The 21,380-nt window shown below is 63.8% G+C and carries 19 protein-coding genes and 1 tRNA gene; 11 read left to right on the plus strand and 9 right to left on the minus strand.

Annotation, left to right across the window (positions count from 1 at the left end; all coding sequences use genetic code 11):
- Positions 1-102: 102 nt before the first annotated feature.
- Positions 103-276, minus strand: coding sequence for a hypothetical protein (locus tag WCY17_RS13175; protein ID WP_372702650.1), 174 nt, complete (start codon positions 274-276; stop codon positions 103-105).
- Between the two features lie 158 nt (positions 277-434).
- On the opposite strand from WCY17_RS13175, the gene WCY17_RS13180 reads away from it, so the two are divergent.
- A complete protein-coding gene (locus tag WCY17_RS13180) occupies positions 435-722 on the plus strand; it encodes a hypothetical protein (RefSeq protein WP_372702651.1) in 288 nt (95 codons plus the stop codon).
- 1 nt (position 723) lies between these two features.
- Entirely contained in the window at positions 724-2,388 is a 1,665-nt protein-coding gene (locus WCY17_RS13185; protein WP_372702652.1) for a glutamate synthase-related protein, read from the plus strand.
- Here the strand turns inward: WCY17_RS13185 and WCY17_RS13190 are convergent.
- Positions 2,372-2,884, minus strand: coding sequence for a nucleoside deaminase (locus tag WCY17_RS13190; protein WP_372702653.1), 513 nt, complete (start codon positions 2,882-2,884; stop codon positions 2,372-2,374). The two genes, WCY17_RS13185 and WCY17_RS13190, sit on opposite strands and share 17 nt — an antisense overlap.
- 154 nt (positions 2,885-3,038) lie before the next feature.
- Here WCY17_RS13190 and WCY17_RS13195 point away from each other — a divergent pair, with 154 nt between their 5' ends.
- Both WCY17_RS13195 and speE read left to right on the plus strand, forming a co-directional pair.
- Positions 3,039-3,821: a hypothetical protein gene (locus WCY17_RS13195; protein ID WP_372702654.1), complete on the plus strand. Its 783-nt coding sequence runs from the start codon at positions 3,039-3,041 to the stop codon at positions 3,819-3,821.
- Between the two features lie 297 nt (positions 3,822-4,118).
- Positions 4,119-5,354 (plus strand): polyamine aminopropyltransferase, encoded by a 1,236-nt coding sequence (gene speE / locus WCY17_RS13200; protein ID WP_372702655.1) that lies wholly within the window; start codon positions 4,119-4,121, stop codon positions 5,352-5,354.
- A 19-nt stretch (positions 5,355-5,373) separates the two neighbouring features.
- On the opposite strand, the gene WCY17_RS13205 is transcribed toward speE, so the two are convergent.
- The 3 genes from WCY17_RS13205 to trxB are packed head-to-tail and all read right to left on the minus strand — an operon-like array spanning position 5,374 to position 7,531.
- On the minus strand, positions 5,374-5,706 hold the full coding sequence (locus tag WCY17_RS13205) for a multidrug efflux SMR transporter (protein ID WP_372702656.1): 333 nt from the start codon (positions 5,704-5,706) through the stop codon (positions 5,374-5,376).
- Between the two features lie 11 nt (positions 5,707-5,717).
- Complete coding sequence (locus tag WCY17_RS13210; protein ID WP_372702657.1) at positions 5,718-6,557, minus strand: Smr/MutS family protein; 840 nt, start codon at positions 6,555-6,557, stop codon at positions 5,718-5,720.
- Positions 6,558-6,571: 14 nt separating this feature from the next.
- Positions 6,572-7,531 (minus strand): thioredoxin-disulfide reductase, encoded by a 960-nt coding sequence (gene trxB / locus WCY17_RS13215; protein ID WP_372702658.1) that lies wholly within the window; start codon positions 7,529-7,531, stop codon positions 6,572-6,574.
- Positions 7,532-7,575: 44 nt separating this feature from the next.
- On the opposite strand from trxB, the gene WCY17_RS13220 reads away from it, so the two are divergent.
- From WCY17_RS13220 to serS, 4 genes are read left to right on the plus strand one after another with little or no spacing between them, the layout of a single operon-like run.
- The gene (locus WCY17_RS13220) at positions 7,576-9,927 is read left to right on the plus strand and encodes a DNA translocase FtsK (RefSeq protein ID WP_372702659.1); all 2,352 of its coding nucleotides are present in this window, start codon (positions 7,576-7,578) and stop codon (positions 9,925-9,927) included.
- The gene (gene lolA, locus WCY17_RS13225; protein ID WP_372702660.1) at positions 9,924-10,622 is read left to right on the plus strand and encodes an outer membrane lipoprotein chaperone LolA; all 699 of its coding nucleotides are present in this window, start codon (positions 9,924-9,926) and stop codon (positions 10,620-10,622) included. The genes WCY17_RS13220 and lolA overlap by 4 nt, the downstream gene beginning before the upstream one ends.
- On the plus strand, positions 10,622-12,010 hold the full coding sequence (locus WCY17_RS13230; RefSeq protein WP_372702661.1) for a replication-associated recombination protein A: 1,389 nt from the start codon (positions 10,622-10,624) through the stop codon (positions 12,008-12,010). Before lolA ends, WCY17_RS13230 begins: the two co-directional genes overlap by 1 nt.
- Before the next feature lie 44 nt (positions 12,011-12,054).
- On the plus strand, positions 12,055-13,395 hold the full coding sequence (serS, locus tag WCY17_RS13235; RefSeq protein WP_372702662.1) for a serine--tRNA ligase: 1,341 nt from the start codon (positions 12,055-12,057) through the stop codon (positions 13,393-13,395).
- Here the strand turns inward: serS and WCY17_RS13240 are convergent.
- Positions 13,359-13,724 (minus strand): hypothetical protein, encoded by a 366-nt coding sequence (locus WCY17_RS13240; protein WP_372702663.1) that lies wholly within the window; start codon positions 13,722-13,724, stop codon positions 13,359-13,361. The genes serS and WCY17_RS13240 overlap by 37 nt on opposite strands.
- A gap of 135 nt (positions 13,725-13,859) precedes the next feature.
- Between WCY17_RS13240 and uxuA the strand changes: the two genes are divergently transcribed.
- The 3 genes from uxuA (at position 13,860) to WCY17_RS13255 (ending at position 16,685) form a co-directional block, all read left to right on the plus strand.
- On the plus strand, positions 13,860-15,077 hold the full coding sequence (uxuA, locus tag WCY17_RS13245) for a mannonate dehydratase (protein WP_372702664.1): 1,218 nt from the start codon (positions 13,860-13,862) through the stop codon (positions 15,075-15,077).
- Entirely contained in the window at positions 15,074-16,567 is a 1,494-nt protein-coding gene (locus WCY17_RS13250) for a mannitol dehydrogenase family protein (RefSeq protein WP_372702665.1), read from the plus strand. Before uxuA ends, WCY17_RS13250 begins: the two co-directional genes overlap by 4 nt.
- Before the next feature lie 27 nt (positions 16,568-16,594).
- A tRNA-Ser gene (locus WCY17_RS13255) sits at positions 16,595-16,685 on the plus strand.
- A 416-nt stretch (positions 16,686-17,101) separates the two neighbouring features.
- Here the strand turns inward: WCY17_RS13255 and WCY17_RS13260 are convergent.
- The 3 genes from WCY17_RS13260 to WCY17_RS13270 all read right to left on the minus strand — a co-directional run bounded on the left by WCY17_RS13260 (position 17,102) and on the right by WCY17_RS13270 (position 21,064).
- Positions 17,102-17,410, minus strand: coding sequence for a HigA family addiction module antitoxin (locus tag WCY17_RS13260; protein ID WP_372702666.1), 309 nt, complete (start codon positions 17,408-17,410; stop codon positions 17,102-17,104).
- A 13-nt stretch (positions 17,411-17,423) separates the two neighbouring features.
- Positions 17,424-17,720: a type II toxin-antitoxin system RelE/ParE family toxin gene (locus WCY17_RS13265; protein ID WP_372702667.1), complete on the minus strand. Its 297-nt coding sequence runs from the start codon at positions 17,718-17,720 to the stop codon at positions 17,424-17,426.
- Between the two features lie 191 nt (positions 17,721-17,911).
- Positions 17,912-21,064 (minus strand): DUF3427 domain-containing protein, encoded by a 3,153-nt coding sequence (locus WCY17_RS13270; protein ID WP_372702668.1) that lies wholly within the window; start codon positions 21,062-21,064, stop codon positions 17,912-17,914.
- Between the last annotated feature and the right edge of the window lie 316 nt (positions 21,065-21,380).

The following is a 21,380-nucleotide window of genomic DNA, read 5'->3' on the forward strand; positions in this document are numbered from 1 at the left end:
CTGTGAAGTGAGCGATGCAGTAATGTCGCCAGCAGCAGGAACCCACCGAAGCGGCTCATTCCGGCTCGATGCTGGGGTGAGCGCCGTAGGAATCCCCTGACTTTAGGCAGGGGAGGATGTCAACAGCGAACTGACGGCTGCATAGGGCGTAGCAGGTGGCGCATTCTGTACGTTGACATCGGCAGCCAGTGCGCTGGTACCGATCAGTGGAAGAGACAGTGCAGCGATGATGGCAGTGGCGGCTGCAGTGCGGGTCATAAGTGATGACAGTGTCATGACAGATCTCCTGTGGACAAATGAATGAGGCGGCAAGATGCCGGTTCATTCATTGGATGCAGCGCGCTGGCAAAACGTGACAACGGATCCGGCGGAGGGTGCATTTTTGTGAACACCGTGATCCAATAGGCCGAAAACAGCGGGAGAGGATCACCACCATGGACACCGTAGCCGGGCTTGGGCCCATGCAGGATGCAGCCTTGATCGAACAGGCGGCAAACGGCCATGTGCCTGCATTCGACCAGTTGATGCGCCGCTACAACCAGCGCATGTACCGGGCCGCCCGCAGCATCCTGGCCGACGAGCGCGATGCCGAAGAGGCCTTGCAGGAACCCTTCCAGCAATGCATGGCCGAGGCATTCTCGTTTGCCGGTGAACGCTGTGATCGCATTGTCGCTGGTGTGCATCGGCGGATGCGCGATGCCGGCATTCTGCAAGGAGACTGAGATGAAACCCGTCGTTGCCATGAACAAGCCCATTGCCGTGCAGTTGCAGGCCGGCAAGGAATACCACTGGTGTCGCTGCGGGCGCTCCAGGAACCAGCCGTTCTGTGACGGGTCACATCGCGGTACCGGTTTCACGCCCCTGGCCTTCGTGGCCGAACAGGATGGCGAGGCCTGGTTGTGCCGCTGCAAGCAGACGCACAAGGCACCGTATTGCGACGGCCATCACCGCCAGGTGCCTGACGACATGGTGGGCAAGCCATTTTCACTGGCTGACGCAGAGGTTGGCGCAGGGGCCGGCGCCCAGGTGGCTGCCCGCGGCGCAGCAGATGTGGTGTCCAGCGCGGCAACAGACGCGGCTGGCGGCTCGGATGCGGCTGCGGGCGGGGCCAATGGGGTCAGCCCCAGTGATGCCGCGCCGGTCGCCCAGCCCACCCCGGAAGAGCCCACGGTGGCTTTCATCCATCGCCTGGCCCGCGAGGGCCTGTCGAAAATGGGGCGCTATGGTGTCATGGATGCCATGGGCGTGCCCCGCAGCCAGCTGCCCGACTGGAACGATATCCAGTTCATGACCGCGCAGCTCGCACGCCAGCCGCTTCAGGAAGACGTGCCTGTACACACGGGGCTGGTGATCGGGCCCGAGGCCCGCAAACCCCTGGCGCTCGATCTGCCTTTGCTGGTCAGCGACATGAGTTTCGGCGCGCTGTCCGAAGAAGCCAAGATGGCGCTGGCGCGCGGGGCCGAACGGGCGGGCACCGGCATCTGTTCCGGCGAGGGCGGCATGCTGCCCGAAGAACAGCAGGCCAATCGACGTTACCTGTACGAGTATGCCTCGGCCCGGTTTGGTTATGACGACGCCTTGCTGCCACTCGTGCAGGCCTTTCATTTCAAATGCGGGCAGTCGGCCAAGACCGGTACCGGCGGGCATCTGCCCGGGCGCAAGGTGACCGGCCGGATCGCGCAGATTCGCAGGCTGCCCGAAGGGCTGGACGCCGACTCGCCGCCCACGTTCACCGACCTGCACACGGTGGACGACTTCGCCCGTTTTGCCGGCCACGTGCGTGAATGCACGGGGGGCGTGCCCATTGGTTTCAAGCTCAGCGCCCAGCACATCGAACGTGATATCGAGTTCGCCGTGCGTGCCGGCGCCGACTACATCATTCTGGATGGCCGGGGCGGGGGCACCGGCGATGCGCCGCTGATGTTCCGCGACCACATCTCGGTGCCGACCATCCCCGCGCTCGCCAGGGCCCGGCACTGCCTCGACCAACTGGGGGCCAGCGGGCGCGTCACCCTGATCATCACCGGCGGCCTGCGCACCCATACCGACTTCGCCAAGGCCCTGGCCCTGGGGGCCGATGGCATCGCCCTGGCCAATTCGGCCATGCAGGCGATCGGCTGCGTGGCGGCCCGGATCTGCCACACCAACCTCTGCCCGACCGGCATTGCCACCCAGGACCCCGAACTGCGCAAGCGCCTCGATGTCGACGTGGCCGCCGCGCGCCTGGCCACGTTCCTGCAGGCCAGCGTCCAGCTGATGCAGGTGCTGGCCCGGGCCTGTGGCCATGGCCGGCTGGATCAGTTCAACCGCGATGATCTGGCCAGCTGGCACAAGCCGATCGCCGAACTGGCCGGCATCGAGTGGTCGGGTTTCATGCCCGAGCGCTGAACCGGTGCCGGTGCAGGGCGTGCACCTCTTCGGCCAGGCGCGGTACCGGCCCGTCGACCGGCACCGACGGCACGATATCCTGGATGGGCAGGGCGCGCACGGGCGGTGGCGGGGCGCCCAACTCACTGAGCCAGCCCATCAGCTGCCGCGACGAGCTCACGTAGACGATGCGCCCCAGCCCCACCCAGCCATGGGCGGCCGCGCACATGGGGCAGTGCTCTCCCGACGTATAGACCGTGGCTGCCGCACGCTCTGCCGAGCTCAGATGGGCCGCGGCCCAGCGCGCGATTTCAAATTCGGGGTGGCGCGTGTGATCGCCCCCTGCGACCCGGTTGCGATCCTCGAAGAGGATCCGGCCCTGTGCCGACACCAGCACGGAGCCAAAGGGTTCGTCGCCGGCATCCAGGGCTTCGCGGGCCAGTTCGACGCAGCGTTTCAGGTAGGGCATTTCGGATTCGGCAATCACGATTGTCTCCGGAATCGATGAATATGGCATGACTCTACCCGATACCGTTGTTCAGTTCACGTTGAAGTCATCGGTCGTTGAAGTCATCGGTCGGTACAGGTGAAATTTGTCGGAAGCACTGATTTCCGTTCAAATAATGACCGTTTTAGGGTTCAATATCCAACAATCCACACGGACATCAGCCATGTTCAACAAATTCAACTTCGAATCATTGTGGATGCTGCTGGCCGGCGTCGTCCTGTTCGTGCTTGCCGCGCTGCTGGGCAAGGCCGTGCGCGCCTATCAGGATCGCCAGGAGATCGTCGCGGACGATGTCGTGAAAATCGTCCTGGGGGCCACCTTGTCGCTGTTTGGCCTGCTGCTGGGGTTTCTGCTGTCCTTTGCCATTGCGGGCTACAACACGCGCATGCAGGCTGAAGAAAACGAGGCTTTCGCCATCGGCCATGCCATGCAGCGGGCGGCGCTGCTGCAGGCGCATGAACAGTCGGCGGCCGAGGGCATGCTCAAGGACTACCTGCAGGAACGCATCCTGTTCTTTGGCACGGCCGATCCACAGGAACGCCAGCAGGCCCGCCGCCTCAGCAGCCAGTTGCAGACGCGCATGTGGCTGTTGCTCAGCAAACAGGCTCGCGCCAACCCCAGCGCGTTGCACACATCGCTGCTGGATGCCTGCGATGCCCTGTACCTGGCCCAGCAGAAAACCCTGTCCAGTTGGCGGGCCCAGATCCCCGCTCCGGCCTGGGCGCTCGCCATCATATTTGCACTGTGCAGCAACTTCCTGATCGGTTATACAGTGCATGGGGTACGCGGAAATTATGCGCTGGTGACCGTCCTGCCGTTCCTGATCGCCCTGTCGCTGTACGTCATCGCCCAGATCGACGTGCCCGGAGAAGGCCTGATCCACGTGCTGCCCGACAACATGCGCGCCTTGCATGAGATGATTTCCGATCCGCAACGGTCGCTCTAGGGACTTCCCTAGGTGTCATGGCTGGTCACTTCATGCATAATCTGCAACAAGCAGGTGAGGAGACAGCCCTGCTGGGCGCAGGTACCCGGTCAGGGTACATAAAACCATGCAGTACCCAGAAAACCAAAAAATCGTCGGGGCCAGCCTTCAAACGCTGGCCTCGATCCATTGGGGTCGAAGGCATTGCTTCCTGGGCCCTGAATTGCGCCTATTGTGCGACGTTCAACCAACATCCTTGCTGCATTTTCTTCTATCGTCTATCATCAGCTGTTTTTCTTTTTGCTGGGGATGCGCATCATGCACGGCTTGCACCTCACGGCTGATCTCTATCATTGCCAATCCGACCCGTCATTGCTGACCGACGAGCGCGCACTTGCCCGGTTGTGCCGCCTGGCTACACTCGAATCGGGCCTGACCATCGTCGCTGAAAAATGGCATACGTTTCCCGATTACCAGGGGCAACCCGGCGGCGTGACGGGGATGCTGCTGCTGGCCGAATCCCACCTGGCCGTGCATACCTGGCCCGAGCGCGGCGGGGTCACGCTCGATGTCTATGTGTGCAATTTCGAGGCTGACAATTCCGCCAGGGCCGAGCGCCTGATGGCGCAGGTCGAAGCCGCCTTCCAGCCCGGTCAAAGCCAGCACGAGCGCCTCATGCGCGGCGAGCGTGACGCGCCGGCACCTGCCGGCGAACTCCTGACCGAAGGCCTCAACGGTGATGCCATCTATGGGTTTCGCTTCCAGAAGCGGCTGCTTGACCAATTCACCGGCTTGCAACGGCTCGAACTGCTCGAGTCATCCACCCTGGGGCTGACGATGCGCCTGGATGGCTGTCTGATGACCTCCGAGGCCGACGAGGCCTTCTACCATGAGCCCCTGATTCATCCGGCGGCCCTGGCGCATCCTGACCCACGTCGCGCACTGATCGTGGGGGGCGGCGATGGCGGGGCGCTGGAAGAACTGCTCAAGCACCCCAGCCTCGAACAGGTGACGCTCGTCGAGCTCGATGGGGCGGTGATCGAACTGGCACGTACCCACCTGCAAAGCATCCATCGCGGCAGTTTCGATGACCCACGGGTGCAGGTCCGCATCCAGGATGGCCTGGCATTCGTGCGCGATTGTGCGCAAAACGGGCAGCAGTTCGATCTGGTGTATCTGGATCTTACCGATCCGGAAACGCCTGCCGGCCCGCTGTATACGCGCGAATTCTTCCAGGCCTGCCAAGGGCTGATGGTGCCGGGCGGCGCCCTGGTGCTGCACCTGGGTGCGCCGTTTCATGAGGCGGCACAGGTGTCTGGCCTGCTGGCCGATCTGCGCGCCGTCTTTGCGCAGGTGCATGGCTATGGCCTGCACATCCCCCTGTACGGGTCGTACTGGTCTCTGGCGGTGGCATCCGACACCCTGGATCCCACGGTGGTGGGCCGCGACGAACTGGCCACCCGCCTGGCTGCGCGGGGCCTGGCCGATCTGCAGGTCTATGATGCCGATTTCCATGGGGCGCTGTTCGTGCAGCCGGTAAAATACAGGCTCTGATACAGGCTCCGAGGCGGGTTCAGGGGCTGCTGGCCGAAAACACATTGAGCACCAGCACCCCGGCCAGAATCAGCGCAATGCCGATCACGCCCGCGGCATCCAGCGCCTGCCCGAACGCCAGCCAGCCGATGAGCGCAATGGCCACGATGCCCACGCCCGACCATACGGCGTAGGCGACGCCCACCGGGATGGCCTTCAGGGCCAGGGCCAGCAAGTAGAAGGCAATTGCGTAGCCAGCGACGGTGACTGCGGACGGCGCAAGCCGGGTAAACCCGTCTGAAGCCTTGAGGGCCGAGGTGGCCACTACTTCGGCCATGATGGCAATGATCAGGTAGAGCCAGCTGATATGCATGTCTGCGCCTTTCAGGGGTGGGAGCCGGGAATCTCCCGGGTACTGCGACGCAGCAGCACCGTCACGGCTCCGGCGCCCCCGTCGCGCTCGGCACACTCGGCCCAGGCCTGGACGCAGGCAAGCCGCCCCAGATGGGTGCGCACGGCCGTTTTCAGTATTGCGGTGCCGCGGCGTGAACCGATACCCTTGCCATGGACAATGAGCACGCAGCGGATGCCATGCTCGAGGCACGTGGACAGAAAGCGTTCGAGACGCTCGATCGCCTGGTCGAGGTGGCTGCCGTGCAGATCGAGCGTGGCCTGGATCGGCCATTTGCCGCGTCTCAGGCCATGCAACAGGTCAGTGCCGCAACCCGCCTGCAGAAACTCGCGCGCGTCAGGGTCGTGGGCGTTCGTTGGGGGTCGCAGCGACGTGCGCACTGGTGGCTCGGAGTGGGCAGGCCGCTGGCCCGGGGCTGCAGGATCGCCCTGAGCGTGCAGGCGCCGCGCCTGCAGCCAGGCGTCGGGTTCGCGGCGCCCGCGTGCCCGCGCACGGGGCCGGTGTTCGGGCAGTGGCTGGACGTGGCGCATGGTCTGCCGGAACAAGGCCCGGTCGGCCTCATCCAGTGCGGCCGGCGCACCAGTGCCGGCCGGCCCGTGGCTGGGCGGAGCAGGGCAGGCCGCTGTGCCGGCTGGCGCGCTGCCGGCCGCGGCAGGCGCGACCGCTGTACTGGCTGGCCCGGCGCGAGCCGGGACGGGGGATGCCGCTGCCCCGGCTGGCCTGGTCTGCGAGACCGGGGTATTGACGGCCGATCGGCCCAATGCCTGCAGGCGCCTGAATTCAGCCAGCGAGCCGATGAGGGTCTTGCCCACTCGGGCGGCCGGTGTCAACTGGCCCGGGTATCGAGCCAGCGCTGGGCATCGAGCGCGGCCATGCAGCCCGTGCCGGCGCTGGTGATGGCCTGGCGGTAGACATGATCCTGCACGTCGCCGGCAGCAAACACCCCCTCGATGGAACACATGGTGGCCAGACCCTGCTGGCCGCTGCGGGTGATCAGGTAGCCATCCTGCATATCGAGCTGGCCGGTGAACAGCTGGGTATTGGGCGTGTGGCCGATGGCGATGAAGACCCCCATCACCGGCAGTTCACGGGTCTCACCCGTCTGGTTGTTGCGCAGGCGCACGCCGGTGACCCCGGAATCGTCGCCGAGCACCTCGTCGAGTTCTTCGAACAGGGCGAGCGTCATGTTGCCGTTTTCCACCCTGGCCATGAGCTTGTCGACCATGATGGGTTCGGCACGGAACTGGTCGCGTCGGTGCACCAGGGTGACACTGCGGCAGATATTGGACAGGTACAGCGCTTCTTCTACGGCAGTGTTGCCCCCGCCGACCACGATGACATCCTGATTCTTGTAGAAGAAGCCGTCGCACGTGGCGCAGGCAGACACCCCGCGGCCCATGAAGGCCTGTTCGGATGGCAGCCCCAGATAGCGGGCCGAGGCCCCGGTTGCGATCACCAGGGCATCGCACGCATAGGTGCTGCCGGTGTCGCCGGTGAGAGCGAACGGATGGCTCGAGAGATCCACCGAGGCGATATGGTCGAACACGATCTCGGTGTTGAAGCGTTCCGCATGCTGCAGGAACCGCTGCATGAGTTCTGGCCCCTGGACACCCTGGGCATCGGCCGGCCAATTGTCGACTTCGGTCGTGGTCATGAGCTGGCCACCTTGCTCCAGCCCGGTGATGAGCACGGGTTCGAGGTTTGCGCGTGCGGCATATACGGCCGCTGTGTAACCAGCAGGGCCCGAGCCCAATATCATCAGTTTGGCGTGTTTTACATCGGACATGGCAGAAAATCCTTTCATTTCGTCCCGCCAATTATAATGGTGCGATGGCTAGATTACCGGCAGCTTCCTCGCGCGCATCGCGTAACGTACGCAACGGGCCCTCTCCCATGCAGACACGTCTGTCGAGTCTCGTGCGCGAGGCCCGCTGGATCCTGCTGTCTGCCGTCGGCTGCTGGCTGGTGCTGGTGCTGGCCACCTGGGCGGCGTCCGATCCCGGCTGGTCGCACGCCGTGCATGCAGGGGTCGTGCACAATTGGGGCGGCAGCTTTGGCGCTCACGTGGCAGACCTGCTCTACTACCTGTTCGGTGCCAGTGCATGGCTGTGGGTGCTGCTGCTGCTCAAACGCCTGATTGGCGGGTTCTACCGCCTCACCCGGATCGTGCTGCCCGGCAGTGTGCCCGAAACCCTGCCACGGGTGCCCTGGGAAGCGGGCTTTGGCTTTGCGCTGCTGTTCGTGGGCTGCATGGGTATCGAGGCCTTGCGCCTGCCGGTATGGGGGGCGGGCTTCCCGGCCGGGGCCGGGGGGCAGCTGGGCCAGTTGCTCGCCGGGGCGCTGGCCGATCTGCTGGGGCATGCCGGCGGTACTTTGCTGCTGCTGGCCCTGATCGTGATAGGTTCGAGCCTGTTCTTCGGGTTTTCATGGCTGGTGCTCTGTGAACGCATCGGCCTGGCGCTCGAGCGCACCTGGGTGCGTCTGCTCGAATCCAGAGACGCCCGCGCAGACCGCAAGGTGGGGGCCGTGGCGCAGGCCGAGCGCGAAGAACTGGTCGAAACCCGCCAGACCCATCTGGATCATGCCCAGCCGGTGCGCATCGAACCCACGGTCACGACGGTGGCCAGGTCGGCACGCGCGCAGCAGGAAAAGCAGCAGAATCTCTTCACCGCCGATCCGGCCATGGCCGGTGGGCTGCCCGAACTCTCCCTGCTCGATGCGGTCGAGCAGGTTCAAGAGACGATTTCGCCCGAAACCATCGAGTACACCTCCCGCCTGATCGAAAAAAAGCTGTCCGACTTCGGTGTCAGCGTCACCGTGGTGGCGGCCCAGGCCGGGCCGGTCATCACGCGCTACGAGATCGAGCCGGCCACCGGGGTCAAGGGCAGCCAGATCGTCAACCTGGCCAAGGATCTGGCGCGTGCGCTGAGCCTGGTGCGTATCCGGGTGGTGGAAACCATCCCGGGCAAGAACCTCATGGGGCTCGAATTGCCCAACCCGCGCCGGCAGGTCGTGCGCCTGTCCGAAATCCTGGGCTCGCAGGTCTATCATTCCAGTGCGTCCCTGCTCACCATGGCCCTGGGCAAGGACATCGCCGGCCACCCGGTCGTGGCCGACCTGGCCAAAATGCCCCACTTGCTGGTGGCGGGCACGACCGGGTCGGGCAAGTCGGTGGGCATCAATGCGATGATTCTTTCGCTGCTCTACAAGGCCGACGCGAGCCAGGTGCGCCTCATCCTGATCGATCCCAAGATGCTCGAAATGTCGGTTTACGAAGGTATTCCGCACCTGCTGGCGCCGGTGGTCACCGACATGCGCCAGGCGGCCAATGCGCTGAACTGGTGCGTGGCCGAGATGGAGCGGCGCTACAAGCTGATGAGCAAATTGGGGGTCCGCAATCTGGCGGGCTACAACACCAAACTGCGTGAGGCCCAGAAAAAGGGCGAACCGCTGCCCAATCCGTTCTCGCTCACGCCCGATGCGCCCGAGCCCTTGTCTGCCCTGCCCAACATCGTGGTCGTCATCGACGAACTGGCCGATCTGATGATGGTGGTGGGCAAGAAGGTCGAAGAACTCATCGCCCGTCTCGCCCAGAAGGCACGGGCCGCCGGCATTCATCTGATTCTGGCGACACAGCGGCCCAGCGTGGACGTGATCACGGGGCTCATCAAGGCGAACATTCCCACACGCATCGCCTTTCAGGTGTCTTCGCGCGTCGACTCGCGCACCATCCTCGACCAGATGGGGGCCGAGACCCTGCTTGGGCAGGGCGACATGCTCTACCAGCCCCCGGGCAGCAGCGTGCCGGTTCGGGTGCACGGCGCCTTCGTGCACGATGACGAAGTCCATCGTGTGGTCGACGCCCTGAAAGAACAGGGCGAGCCCGACTACGTCGAGGGCCTGCTCGAGGGCACCACAGAAGGCGAAGGTGACGCGGCTGCCTCGGGCATTCCCGGCATGGCCGATGGCGAATCCGAGCCTCTGTACGACGAAGCCGTCGCAATCGTCCTCAAGAACCGGCGGGCATCGATTTCGCTGGTGCAGCGCCATTTGCGCATCGGCTACAACAAGGCTGCGCGCCTGCTCGATCAGATGGAGCGTTCGGGCCTGGTGTCGGCCATGCAGCCCAATGGCAATCGTGAAATACTGGTACCGGCAGGTGCCCAGGGGGATGACGAATGAACGCCTGCGCCATGGTGCCCCGGTCTGCCACGAACACGCAGCCGGCCGTTCGCTGGCTTGCACGGGCTGCACGCCAGCTTGTCCTGTATGGGCTGGTCCTGCTGGCGCCGAGCATGGTCTGGGCCGCCGAAGGTGCCCGAAGCCAGTTGCAGGCCTTTGTCGATCAGGTCCAGTCGGCCACAGGGCAATTCACGCAGACGTCGCTGGCCGATCCGGCGCAGGGGGCTCGCGCCGCGCCGCAGCGCGGGCAGTTTGCGTTCAGGCGGCCGGGGCGCTTCCGCTGGCAGATCCTCGAGCCCCACGAGCAACTGATCGTCTCCGACGGGCAGCGGGTGTTCCAGTACGATCCCGATCTCGAACAGGTCACTGAACGGCGGGCCGATCAGGCCGTCGGGGCTTCGCCCGCCGCCCTGCTGTTTGGCTCCGGGTCTCTGGCAGACGCCTTCGATCTGCAGGATCGGCCGTCCCGCGATGGGCTGGCATGGTTGCGCGCCGTGCCGCGCAACCCGGACGCGGGGTTTGTGCATGTGGACATCGGTCTGGCCGACGATCTGCCGCGGCGCCTCGAACTGCTGGATGCCTTCGGGCAGATCACCCGCATCGATCTTTCGGGCGTTCAGACAGGGGTGCAATTGCCTGAAGACACGTTTGATTTCGAAGTGCCAGCCGGGGCCGCGCTGGTGCGGATGAACTGATGGGGTCTCAAGGCGACCTGCTTTCATCCGCGCCTGCAGGGTCGGGCGGCGCGCCGCCCGAGGGCATCACGACACCTGCGCCCGGCGCGCCGCCCAAGGGCGCCACGGTGCCTGCGCATGCCCCGCTGGCCGAGCGCTTGCGCCCGGCGCGCATCGACGACATGGTGGGCCAGACCCACCTGCTGGGCCCGGGTCGGCCGTTGCGCCTGGCGCTTGAATCCGGCACGCCGCACTCCATGCTGTTCTGGGGGCCGCCTGGGGTGGGCAAGACGACGCTCGCACGGCTCACGGCCAGCGCCTTCAAGTGTGAATTCATCGCCCTGTCCGCGGTGTTTTCCGGCGTCAAGGACATTCGCGCGGCCATGCAGCAGGCCGAGCAGACGTTGGCGCGTGGGGGGCGCACCATCCTGTTCGTGGACGAAATCCACCGGTTCAACAAGGCCCAGCAGGACGCCTTGCTGCCCTATGTCGAAAGCGGCCTGGTGACGTTCATTGGCGCCACCACCGAAAACCCCTCCTTTGAAGTGAATTCGGCCCTGCTCTCGCGCGCCCAGGTGTATGTGCTCCAGCCCCTTGCTGAACCCGAACTCAAAGCGTTGCTGGTGCGTGCCCGCAAGGCCCTGGGCGATCTGGCGCTCGACGAACGCGCCACCGACACGCTCGTGGGCTATGCCGACGGCGATGCCAGACGGCTCCTGAACCTGCTCGAACAGTGCAATACCGCCGCCAGCGCAGCCGGAATCCAGACGATCGATGCCGACTTCATGCAGAATGCGCTGACCCTGAACAGCCGGCGTTTCGACAAGGGTGGCGACCATTTCTACGACCAGATTTCAGCCCTGCACAAGTCCGTCCGCGGCTCTCATCCCGATGCGGCGCTGTACTGGCTGACCCGCATGCTCGATGGTGGCGCGGATCCAAAGTACCTGGCGCGGCGCATCGTGCGCATGGCCTGGGAAGACATTGGCCTGGCCGATCCCCGCGCCCTGCAGATCGCCAACGAGGCGGCCCTGACCTACGAGCGCCTGGGCAGCCCGGAAGGTGAACTGGCGCTCGCGCAGGCCGTGATCTATCTGGCCGTGGCTGCGAAGAGCAACGCGGGCTACAACGCCTACAACCGGGCACGGGCCTTCGTGAAACAGGACACGAGCCGCGAGGTCCCGGCGCATCTCAGAAATGCACCCACGAAGCTCATGAAGGCACTGGGCCATGGCCAGGCCTACCGCTATGCGCACGACGAGCCCCATGGCTATGCGGCTGGCGAGACCTACCTGCCCGACGGCATGGGCGAGCCCGGCTGGTATCGCCCCGTGCCTCGGGGCCTGGAAGCCAGAATTGCCGAGAAGCTCGCCTTCCTGCGCAGCCTGGATGAGGCCGAGAAGAAGTAATTGCCTACAATACCGGCTTTGACGAATTTCATCGGCCCTACATCATGCTAGACACCAACCTGCTGCGCAAGGATCCTGCCCACGTCGTGCACGCGCTGGCCCGGCGCGGTCTCGCCTTTGATACCGAACGCTATCAGGCTCTCGAGGCGCGCCGCAAGGACGTGCAGGTGCAGACGGAAACCTTGCAGGCCCGGCGCAACGCGCTGGCGCGCGAGATTGGCCAGTGCAAGGGGCGCGGCGAAGATGCCACGGTGCTCATGGCCGAGTCGCAGCGGATTCCTGCGCAACTCAAGGCCCTCGAGCAGGCGCTTGCCGTCATCCAGAAAGAACTGAACGACTGGCTCATGACCTTGCCGAACCTGCCGGATGCCAGCGTGCCCGATGGCGCCGATGAAGCGGGCAATGTCGAGGTGCGCCGCTGGTTGCCGGGGCCTGCCGATACCGCCGGGAACCCGCTGGCGCCGGATTTCGCGGTGCGTGATCACGTCGATCTGGCCGAGCCCCTGGGGCTGGATTTCGAGGCCGCCCGCAGCCTGGCGGGCGCGCGCTACATGATGCTGCGCGGGCCGCTTGCCCGCCTGCATCGGGCGCTGGCCCAGTTCATGCTGGATCTGCATGTCGAACAGCATGGTTACCAGGAATGCTACACCCCGTACATCGTCAACAGCGCCACCCTGTATGGTACGGGGCAGTTGCCCAAGTTCAAGGACGACATGTTCTGGGTCACCCGCGGGGGGCATGGCAGCACGCCCGATGACGCGGGGCAGGCCGAAGACCTGTACCTGATTTCCACCGCCGAGATCCCGCTCACCGGCACGGTGCGCGAGCGCATTCTCGATGCGGCTGACCTGCCGCTGCGCCTGGCCGCCCACACGCCCTGCTTTCGTTCCGAGGCGGGCAGCGGCGGGCGCGACTTGCGCGGGCTGATTCGCCAGCACCAGTTCGACAAGGTCGAAATGGTGCAGATCGTGCAGCCCGAACAGTCGTGGCAGGCCCTGGACGAAATGGTGGGCCAGGCCGAACGCGTGCTGCAGGCCCTGGGCCTGCCCTATCGGGTGGTCCTGCTGTGCGCCGGCGACATGGGGTTTGGTGCCGCCAAGACCTACGACCTCGAGGTCTGGCTGCCCGCGCAGAACACCTGGCGCGAGATCTCGTCGGTTTCGAACTGCCTCGATTTCCAGGCGCGCCGCCTGCAGGGGCGCTTCAGGCGCGATGGCGCGAAAGCCCGGCCAGAATACCTGCACACGCTGAATGGCTCGGGGGTGGCCGTGGGTCGGGCGTTGGTGGCCGTGCTCGAAAACTGGCAGCAGGCCGATGGCAGCGTGGTGGTGCCGCCCGTGCTGCGGCCTTACATGGGCGGTTTGGAAACCCTGGGCCCGCGATAGCGCTGGGGGCTGTCGGGTGTTTCTGTAGCTTCGGCGTCGGTTTCGGCCGTTTTGCCGTGGGCCCCGATGTGCGTGATGAGCAGAAACAGGATCACCCAGAACAGCAGGTTCAGCACTGTGGCCAGCAGGCTGTTGAAACTGGCATAGCCCGTGGCGGCTGACGCCTGTATGCCCAGGGTCTCGGCCACCAGCGGGATGTTGCCCAGGCCCTCGATGATCAGCCGCCCGGGCAGCGAAAAGCCCCATTTGATGGCATGGATGGCTTCCCAGCCGGCAATCTGGCCGTCGCCATCGATATCGAGTACGTAATTCAGGGCCTGCAGTTCCATGATGCCCTCCGCAAGAGTGATCCCTGTAGCCAGCCGTGCCGGTACTGCAGTTACTATAGGGTTTCCTGCAGCGTTCGGCAATCGGCGCAGCGCAGATCGGTCGACCGGACCGCACTGGATCAGGACGGGGCAAGCATGAGGCAGACATGGCGCTGGTTCGGGCCGCACGATGCGGTCAGTGTGGATGATATGTTGCAGGCGGGCGTGCAGGGGGTGGTCACGGCCTTGCACCATGTCCCGGTGGGCGAAGCGTGGTCCATCGAGGCAATCCGCACACGCCAGGCACAGATCGCCCGCATGGGCAGTGGTGCGCCCTCGGGGCTGGCCTGGGAAGTGGTCGAAAGCCTGCCGGTGTCGGAAGACATCAAGAAGCAGCAAGGCCACTGGAAGGCGCACATTGCACATTATCAGACCAGCCTGCGCCACCTGGCCCGGTGTGGCATCGAGGTGGTCTGCTACAACTTCATGCCGGTGCTCGATTGGACGCGCACCGACCTGGGCTGGCGCCTGCCGCACGGTGGCACCTGCATGCGTTTCGATGTCGTGGATTTCGCGGTCTTCGACATCCATCTCCTGCGGCGCCCGGGGGCGGCCGAATCCTTCTCCCCGGAGATCCGGGCGCAGGCCGATGCGCGTTTTGCCGTCATGGACACGACGCGCCAGCAGGCATTGATCACGAACGTGATATGCGGGCTTCCAGGGGGCGCCGGGCGCATGTCCCTGCCCGATCTGCACGGCCATCTGCAGGCGTATCGCGACATCGATGAACAGCGGCTGCGCCGCCATTTTCATGACTTCCTCGAACAGGTGGCGCCGGTAGCCCAGCAGCTTGGCCTGCGCCTGTGCTGCCACCCCGATGACCCGCCCTGGCCGCTGCTGGGCCTGCCGCGCATCATGTCCACCGAGCAGGATCATGCCGATCTGGTGCGTGCCGTCGACCTGCCGGCCAATGGCATCACCCTGTGCGCCGGTTCGCTGGGCGCGCGCGCAGACAATGATCTGCCCGGCATGATGCGGCGTCTGGGCGAGCGGGTGCATTTCCTGCATTTGCGCAACGTGCGCCGGGAATCCAATGCGGTGTCCGGGTCGTTCCACGAGGCCGAACATCTGGCGGGCGACACCGACATGGTGGCCCTGATGGCCGCCGTGGTGGCCGAAGAGCAGCAGCGGCGTGCGGCTGGGCGGCTGGATCACTCCATCCCATTCCGGCCCGATCATGGCCAGAACATTCTCGATGATCTCAAGCGCCAGACCCAGCCAGGCTATCCCGCCATCGGGCGTTTGCGAGGCCTGGCAGAACTGCGCGGCGTCATGACGGCACTCGAGCACAGCGCAGTCGGGCGCGTCGCATGAATCCTGCGCGTCTGAATACGGCCTGGTGGGGTCATCACGGCAACCCGGCAGTCATCGCGGGCGGGGTGCAGTGGCCCGCGTACCGTCCGGGCGAGCATGGCGTGGGTATCGTGCACCTGGGTCCGGGCGCATTCCACAGGGCGCATCAGGCCGTGTACACCGATACCGCCCTGGCCGCCTGCGGTGGCGACTGGCGCGTCACCGGGGTGAGCCTGCGCAGCCGGGATGTTGCGCGCGCCCTGAATCCGCAGGATGGCCTGTATACCGTGCTCGAACGGGGGCCGCGCGCCAGCGCGGCACGTGTCATCGGCAGCGTGGCGGGTGTGCTGGCGCTGGCCGATCAACCCGAACAGGTGCGGCAGGCCTTGGTGGCACCGGGCACGCGCATCGTCAGTCTGACGGTTACCGAAAAAGCGTACGGCATACAGCGCGCCAGTGGCCATATCATCGAATCGCATCCTGCAGTTGTCCATGATCTGCAGCACCCCGAGGCCCCCACGGGGGTATTGGGCCTGCTGCTGTGGGCATTGCGCGAGCGCAAGCGTCGGGCCAGCGCGCCATTCACCGTCCTGTGCTGTGACAACCTGCCCGAAAACGGCCGCCTGCTGCGCGCGGGGGTACTGGATATGGCGCGCCACCTGGCACCGCAGTGCCAGGCCTGGATCATCGAGCAGGTGGCCTTTCCGGGCACGATGGTCGACCGCATCACACCCGCGTCAACGGCTGCGACGCTGGATGACGCGCGCAAGGCCACAGGCTGCATCGATCTGGCCGCCGTGGAAACAGAACCTTTCAGCATGTGGGTGATCGAGGACCATTTTCCGCAGGGCCGCCCCGCCTGGGAACAGGCCGGCGCCCAGTTGACTCATGACGTCACCCCCTACGAGCAGATGAAACTGCGCATGCTCAATGGCGCGCATTCGCTGCTGGCCTATACAGGGCATGTGGCGGGCCATGCGCTGGTGCGCGATGCCATGGCGGATCCTGTCTTCGAAGCGGCCGTGCGACGCCATCTGCAGGCCGCAGCCAGCAGCCTGTCATGCCCACCCGCGATGGATCTGGGTGCGTATGCCCAGGCCCTGATGGCCCGTTTTTCGAATCCGGCCATTGCCCACCAGACGGCGCAGATCGCCATGGACGGTACCGAAAAAATGCCGCAGCGCATCCTCATCCCCGCGGCCGAAGTTCTGGCCCGCTCGGGGGATCTGCGCCCCTTTGCGCTGGCCACTGCCGCATGGATGCGCTACTGCCTGGGTCGCACGGATGCCGGTGGGTTTTATAGCCTTCAGGACCCGCGCGCAGAAGAGATCATCCGGTGCCTGCAGGGTCAGGCAGCGCGTGCCAGCCACATCGTGGCGGCCCTGCAGGGCCTGCCGGGGCTGTTCCCGGCCAGCCTGTGCCAGACGCCACAATGGAAGGCGCTGGTGGCCGGCTATCTGGACCGGATGCTGGCCGCTGGGGTGCGTTCAACTTTGGGTGAACTGTGCTAGAATGCGCTGCTTGGCTGCGAGCAAGCCGGAGAGGTGGCAGAGTGGTCGAATGTACCTGACTCGAAATCAGGCGTACGTGAATAGCGTACCGTGGGTTCGAATCCCACCCTCTCCGCCAGAACAACAATAAAATCAAACAGATACGCTATTCAGGATTGTGCCCTGAGTATCGTTTTGCCTCGTCGGCCTTGTGTGACCAAAATGTGACCGCTTCGGCGTGGCCAGCCAGGTGGCTGGGCATGTGCTCCTGTCGATGGCAACCGACACCATCCGAATCATGCTGTAGTGCGGTCTGCTTATTTCTGCAAGCCTGGGCGCGCACGATGGCGGTGGGCAATTGCACGTTGCCTGCGTGATCCGAATGGGTTTGTAGTCGAGGCCGCCATTGCCAATGCATGAATGGGTGCTATGACCAGGTGGCACGGCGTGGGCTTGGACGTGCCTGCCTCGATCATGCGCAGGAACCAAGGACGGTGGTCATTGGTGGTCGAGGTGCCCGGCTCGATGAAGGTCTCGACCAGTTGCACGCCGCGCTCAAGCGGCGTTCTGTAACGGACGTGCGCGCTCAACCCGTTCGCGCTCCTTGGGCGTGTTCATCACTTCCCAGAGATCGCTGCGCCGCTGCACGTTGAGCCAGAAGTCCGGGCTGTTGCCGAACACACGGGCGAGGATCAGTGCCGTCGCCGCCGTCACGTTCCTGCGATTGCCACATAGTTCGTTGACGTGCTTGCGCTGGACGCCCATCGCCTCGGCGAGCGCGCCCTGTGTCAGCCCCATCGGCTCCATGAACTCTTCGGTCAGTATCTCGCTGACAGTCGTCGGCTTGCGCTTGGTGGTCAGCATGTTCGCCTCGCTTTCATCGGTAGCTGTGACCGTCCAGATAAATCCCTTCCGCCTCGCCGCGCTCACCATCCCAGCGGAAGATCAAGCGCCATTGCTGGTTGACGCGGATGGAATGGAACCCTGCGAGATTGCCGCGCAGCTTCTCGAAGTGGTTGCTGGGCGGCACGCGCAAGTCCTGATCGGTCACGGCGTCGTCAATCATCTGCAGTTTGCGGAACAAGCGGGCCTCAAGATCGGACGGGATGTTGCGGGAGCGAACATCGTTCACGAAGAAAGCCCGAAGCCAGTCGTCCCGAAAGCCTACGATCACAGGTTCACTCCAACGATGGGTATATGTACCACACTATGACTCACCCTGCAATAGGGAACGGCTCAATTGTTTGGGTCAAAGAGTTCATCGAACAGGTCTCCGAACCATCGCTCGAACACTTCAATCTCGGCTTGTGTGACCGGACCGGGATCGGGTCAGTCGTCGGTGACGGTCCATGTGCTGTGATCATCTCAGCCAACCGCCAGCTTGGCCGCCTCCTGCCACATGAAATCCGGCATGGCGCTGCGCAGGCGCCAGGTGATGTTCATGGGCTGGGCGCCCGCATGATTGACATAGTCCACCTCGCCAAAATTGACGAATCCCCGGGTGCGGCCGTATTCATCCTTGCTGGCCTCGCGCACAAACAGGAAGAGCCGCTTGCCCAGCGCCTGGTGCTGGATGTATTCCTGGCCGCGGCCGTGATCCGGGCGGCTGGCATTCTGTGACTGCCAGTGAAACAGTTCCTCGTTGATCGCATAATCGTGATACGAGGTGCTGGGAGAGAAATGCTTTTCGTTCTTGTCCAGGGTCACGAACAGCAATTCGATGCGCTCGTTTTCCATGCGGTATACACCTTCTCGCGAGTAGGGCTGGTTTGCGAAGGTGGTGGCTCCGAACGCGACCAGAATCTGATCCCGGCTGTATCTGGCGTGCAACTGCAAGGGGACGCCGGTGCAGCCGGGCATGGGCCATTGCACATGCCTGACGTGCTCGAGCAGCAACTGCAGCACGGCGCTCAATTCATGCTGCAGGGCTGGGTGACGCAGTGCGTGCAGGCTGTCCTGCACGTTCTCGAAGCCGACCTGAGGGCCGGCCTGCTGCCAGAAGTCATAATGACACATCAGGGCAAGACGTGGATGGGCACCCGCGGGAAGGGTAAAGTCTGCCTGCACCAGTTGCTGCAGGAACTGCAGGTAGTCGACTGCATCGCAGCCCAGGAACCTCGTTTCGATCGTGCGTTTGTATAGCCTGTACAAATCGGGCCTTGTCGGCTGCTCCGTTGCATGCAGGCCAGCCGCTGCCAGCAATTCGGTCCAGCCGCCCTTTTTGTACAGCTCTTGCAGTTGCAGCTGCGGATGCAGCCTGATGAAATTTTTCAGCGTCAGTGGCAAGTCGGTCTGTTGTCGAAACTGCCGCAGCATATGCAGCAGGCGATTGCGGCTGAAGATGGCGCTGCGGATATTTCGCAGCACTTCTTCTTCGGTGCGCTTGCTCAGTTCGATTCGACAGCCCAATGGCGCATGGGGAAAACCGGCCCTGAGCTCGGCTTCCAGCCCCTGTCGGGTTTTGCCGACCAAGGCACGGAACTTGCCGGCAAAATCATATTCGGGGCGTGAATTGCCGACGAAGTCCAGCACGGTGCAAGTGTCCTTGCCGCTGGCCAGACGCAGGCCGCGGCCCAGCTGCTGCAGAAAGATGGTCAGGCTCTCGGTCGGGCGCAGGAACAGCAGCGTGTCCACCTCGGGAATGTCCACGCCTTCATTGAAGATATCCACGACGCAGAGAATCTGGATTTCACCACTGCGCAGTGCCTGCTGTTGCTGTGTCCGTTCATGGCGGTTGTCGCTGGTCAGGACCCCGGCACGAATGCCGTGGCTGCGGAATCGCTGGCCCATGTATTCGGCATGCTCTCGGCTGACGCAGAATGCCAGCGCCTTGATTTTCTGCACGTCGGTCAACAGCGCCCGCATGCTTTCCAGGATGCGACGCACCCGGGCCTCGTTGTCGATATAGATGACCTTGAGTTCGCTGGGGTCGTAGCGGCCGCGCACCCAGGCGACGCGCCGCAGGTCGGTGTCATCATCGATGCCGAAATACTGGAAAGGCGATAGCAGGCGGCGATTGATGGCCTCCGGCAGGCGCAGTTCGGCGGCGATCACGTCACAGAAATCAGGCAGGATATCGCTGCCGTCATGCCGCTCTGGTGTGGCGGTCAGGCCCAGAAGGATGTCCGGCGTGAAGTGGCTCATCAGTGCCCTGTAGCTGTGTGCCGCTACGTGATGCACTTCGTCGATCACGATGTAATCATAGAAGCCTGCAGTCAGCGGCAATCGGGCCAGCTGATTGTTCAGCGTCTGGATGGAGGCAAACAGTTCGCGGTAGTGTTCGGGTCGCTCGCCGTCCACCCATAATTGACCGAAGTGCGGGCTTTTCAGTACACCCCGGTATGCAGCCCGTGCCTGGAGCAGGATTTCCTTGCGGTGGGCAACAAACAGGAATGTCGCCTGCGGATTGGCCTGCCGGTAGCGCATGAAATCGAAGGCCGAAATCAGGGTCTTTCCGGTGCCGGTTGCCGCCACGATCAGGTTGCGGTGCCGGCCGTGCCATTCACGCTCGACCTGCAATTGCTCGAGAATATCCCGCTGATACGGAAAGGGCTGGACGTCGAAAAAATAGCCGGCGGTATCCTGGCTGCCGCCGCGCGCCGTGTCCAATGCGTGCCGGAGCTTGCACCGGCTTTCCGCCTTGCCGTCGAAGCGTTCGAACTCATCGGATGCCCAGTAGGTTTCAAAAGTCTGCTGCGACTTCTGGATGATGTGCGGGATCTCCTGGGCGGTGATCTTCAGGTTCCATTCCAGGCCGCTGGTCAATGCTGAAAAGGACAGGTTGGATGAACCGATGTAACCCGTGTGAAAACCGGTATTGCGATAAAACAGATAGCTTTTTGCATGCAGCCGTTCGGCGCGCGTGTTGTAGCTCAGCTTGACCTGCGCGTTGGGCAGGTTGGCCAGAAACTCGACCGCCCTGGCATCGGTGGCCCCCATGTACGAGGTGGTGATCACCCTCAATGGCCGTCCGCTGTGGGCGAATGCCTGCAATTCATTACGAAAGATGCGTATGCCGGCCCATTTCACGAACGACACCAGCCAGTCGATGCGATCGGCAGACAGGATTTCGCGCTTGAGTTCGCTGTCCAGGGACAGGCCGGCATTGCTGCCACTGAACAGTTCGCTCTCGGTGAGGCCCGTCAGGGGATGGATGTCTTCGACATATTTCTTGAGATCCGCAGCCACGGGGTTTTCCAGCTCGTAGATTGCAGTCAGTATCCTGCCCCGGGTGTCGAGCAGATTGTCGGTAAAGAACCCCTCGTCTTTCTCGATTTTTGCTTTCAGCCACAGCAGAAGTTCGTTGGCGAGCCGGATCTTGTGCGTCAGGTGCTGTCCGCTCTTGTCTGCAGGGACGGACTCCAGGGCGAAGGCGAATACCTTGACCAGGAAGCGCGACAGCCACTGCGTGGCCGATGCTGCATCAAGCTCGCGCTCGCCGATGTAGAAGCGCTGATGATCGAGCCGACTGGCGATCCATTGGGTAATCAGTTGCTCGTACAGGCCGATGCGTTGCATGATGCTTGCGCTCCGCTCAATCGAATCCGGCCAGGATACCGAAATCAGCCCTGTCGAGCCAATCAGGCTGGTTCGGTCTGGCGCATATCGCCTGGATGCTGTCTGGTATCGTCTGGCTCCATGAGCACGTTCAGCGCTCCTGATGGATATTTGTTGGAATTTGGTCAGGTAGCGTGATGGATATGGGGTAATACCCCTCGAGATGCTTGAATAAAGTCATCTTTTGGGGGAGTCTCTTGTTTCCTAAGACTCGAGACGCGCCCAGTGTGCCATAACCTGCTGAACGACCCAAACTTTTTTACGCTGCTGTTGCAGA

This window comes from Castellaniella sp. (genome assembly GCF_041677825.1).
Taxonomy (GTDB): domain Bacteria; phylum Pseudomonadota; class Gammaproteobacteria; order Burkholderiales; family Burkholderiaceae_B; genus Castellaniella.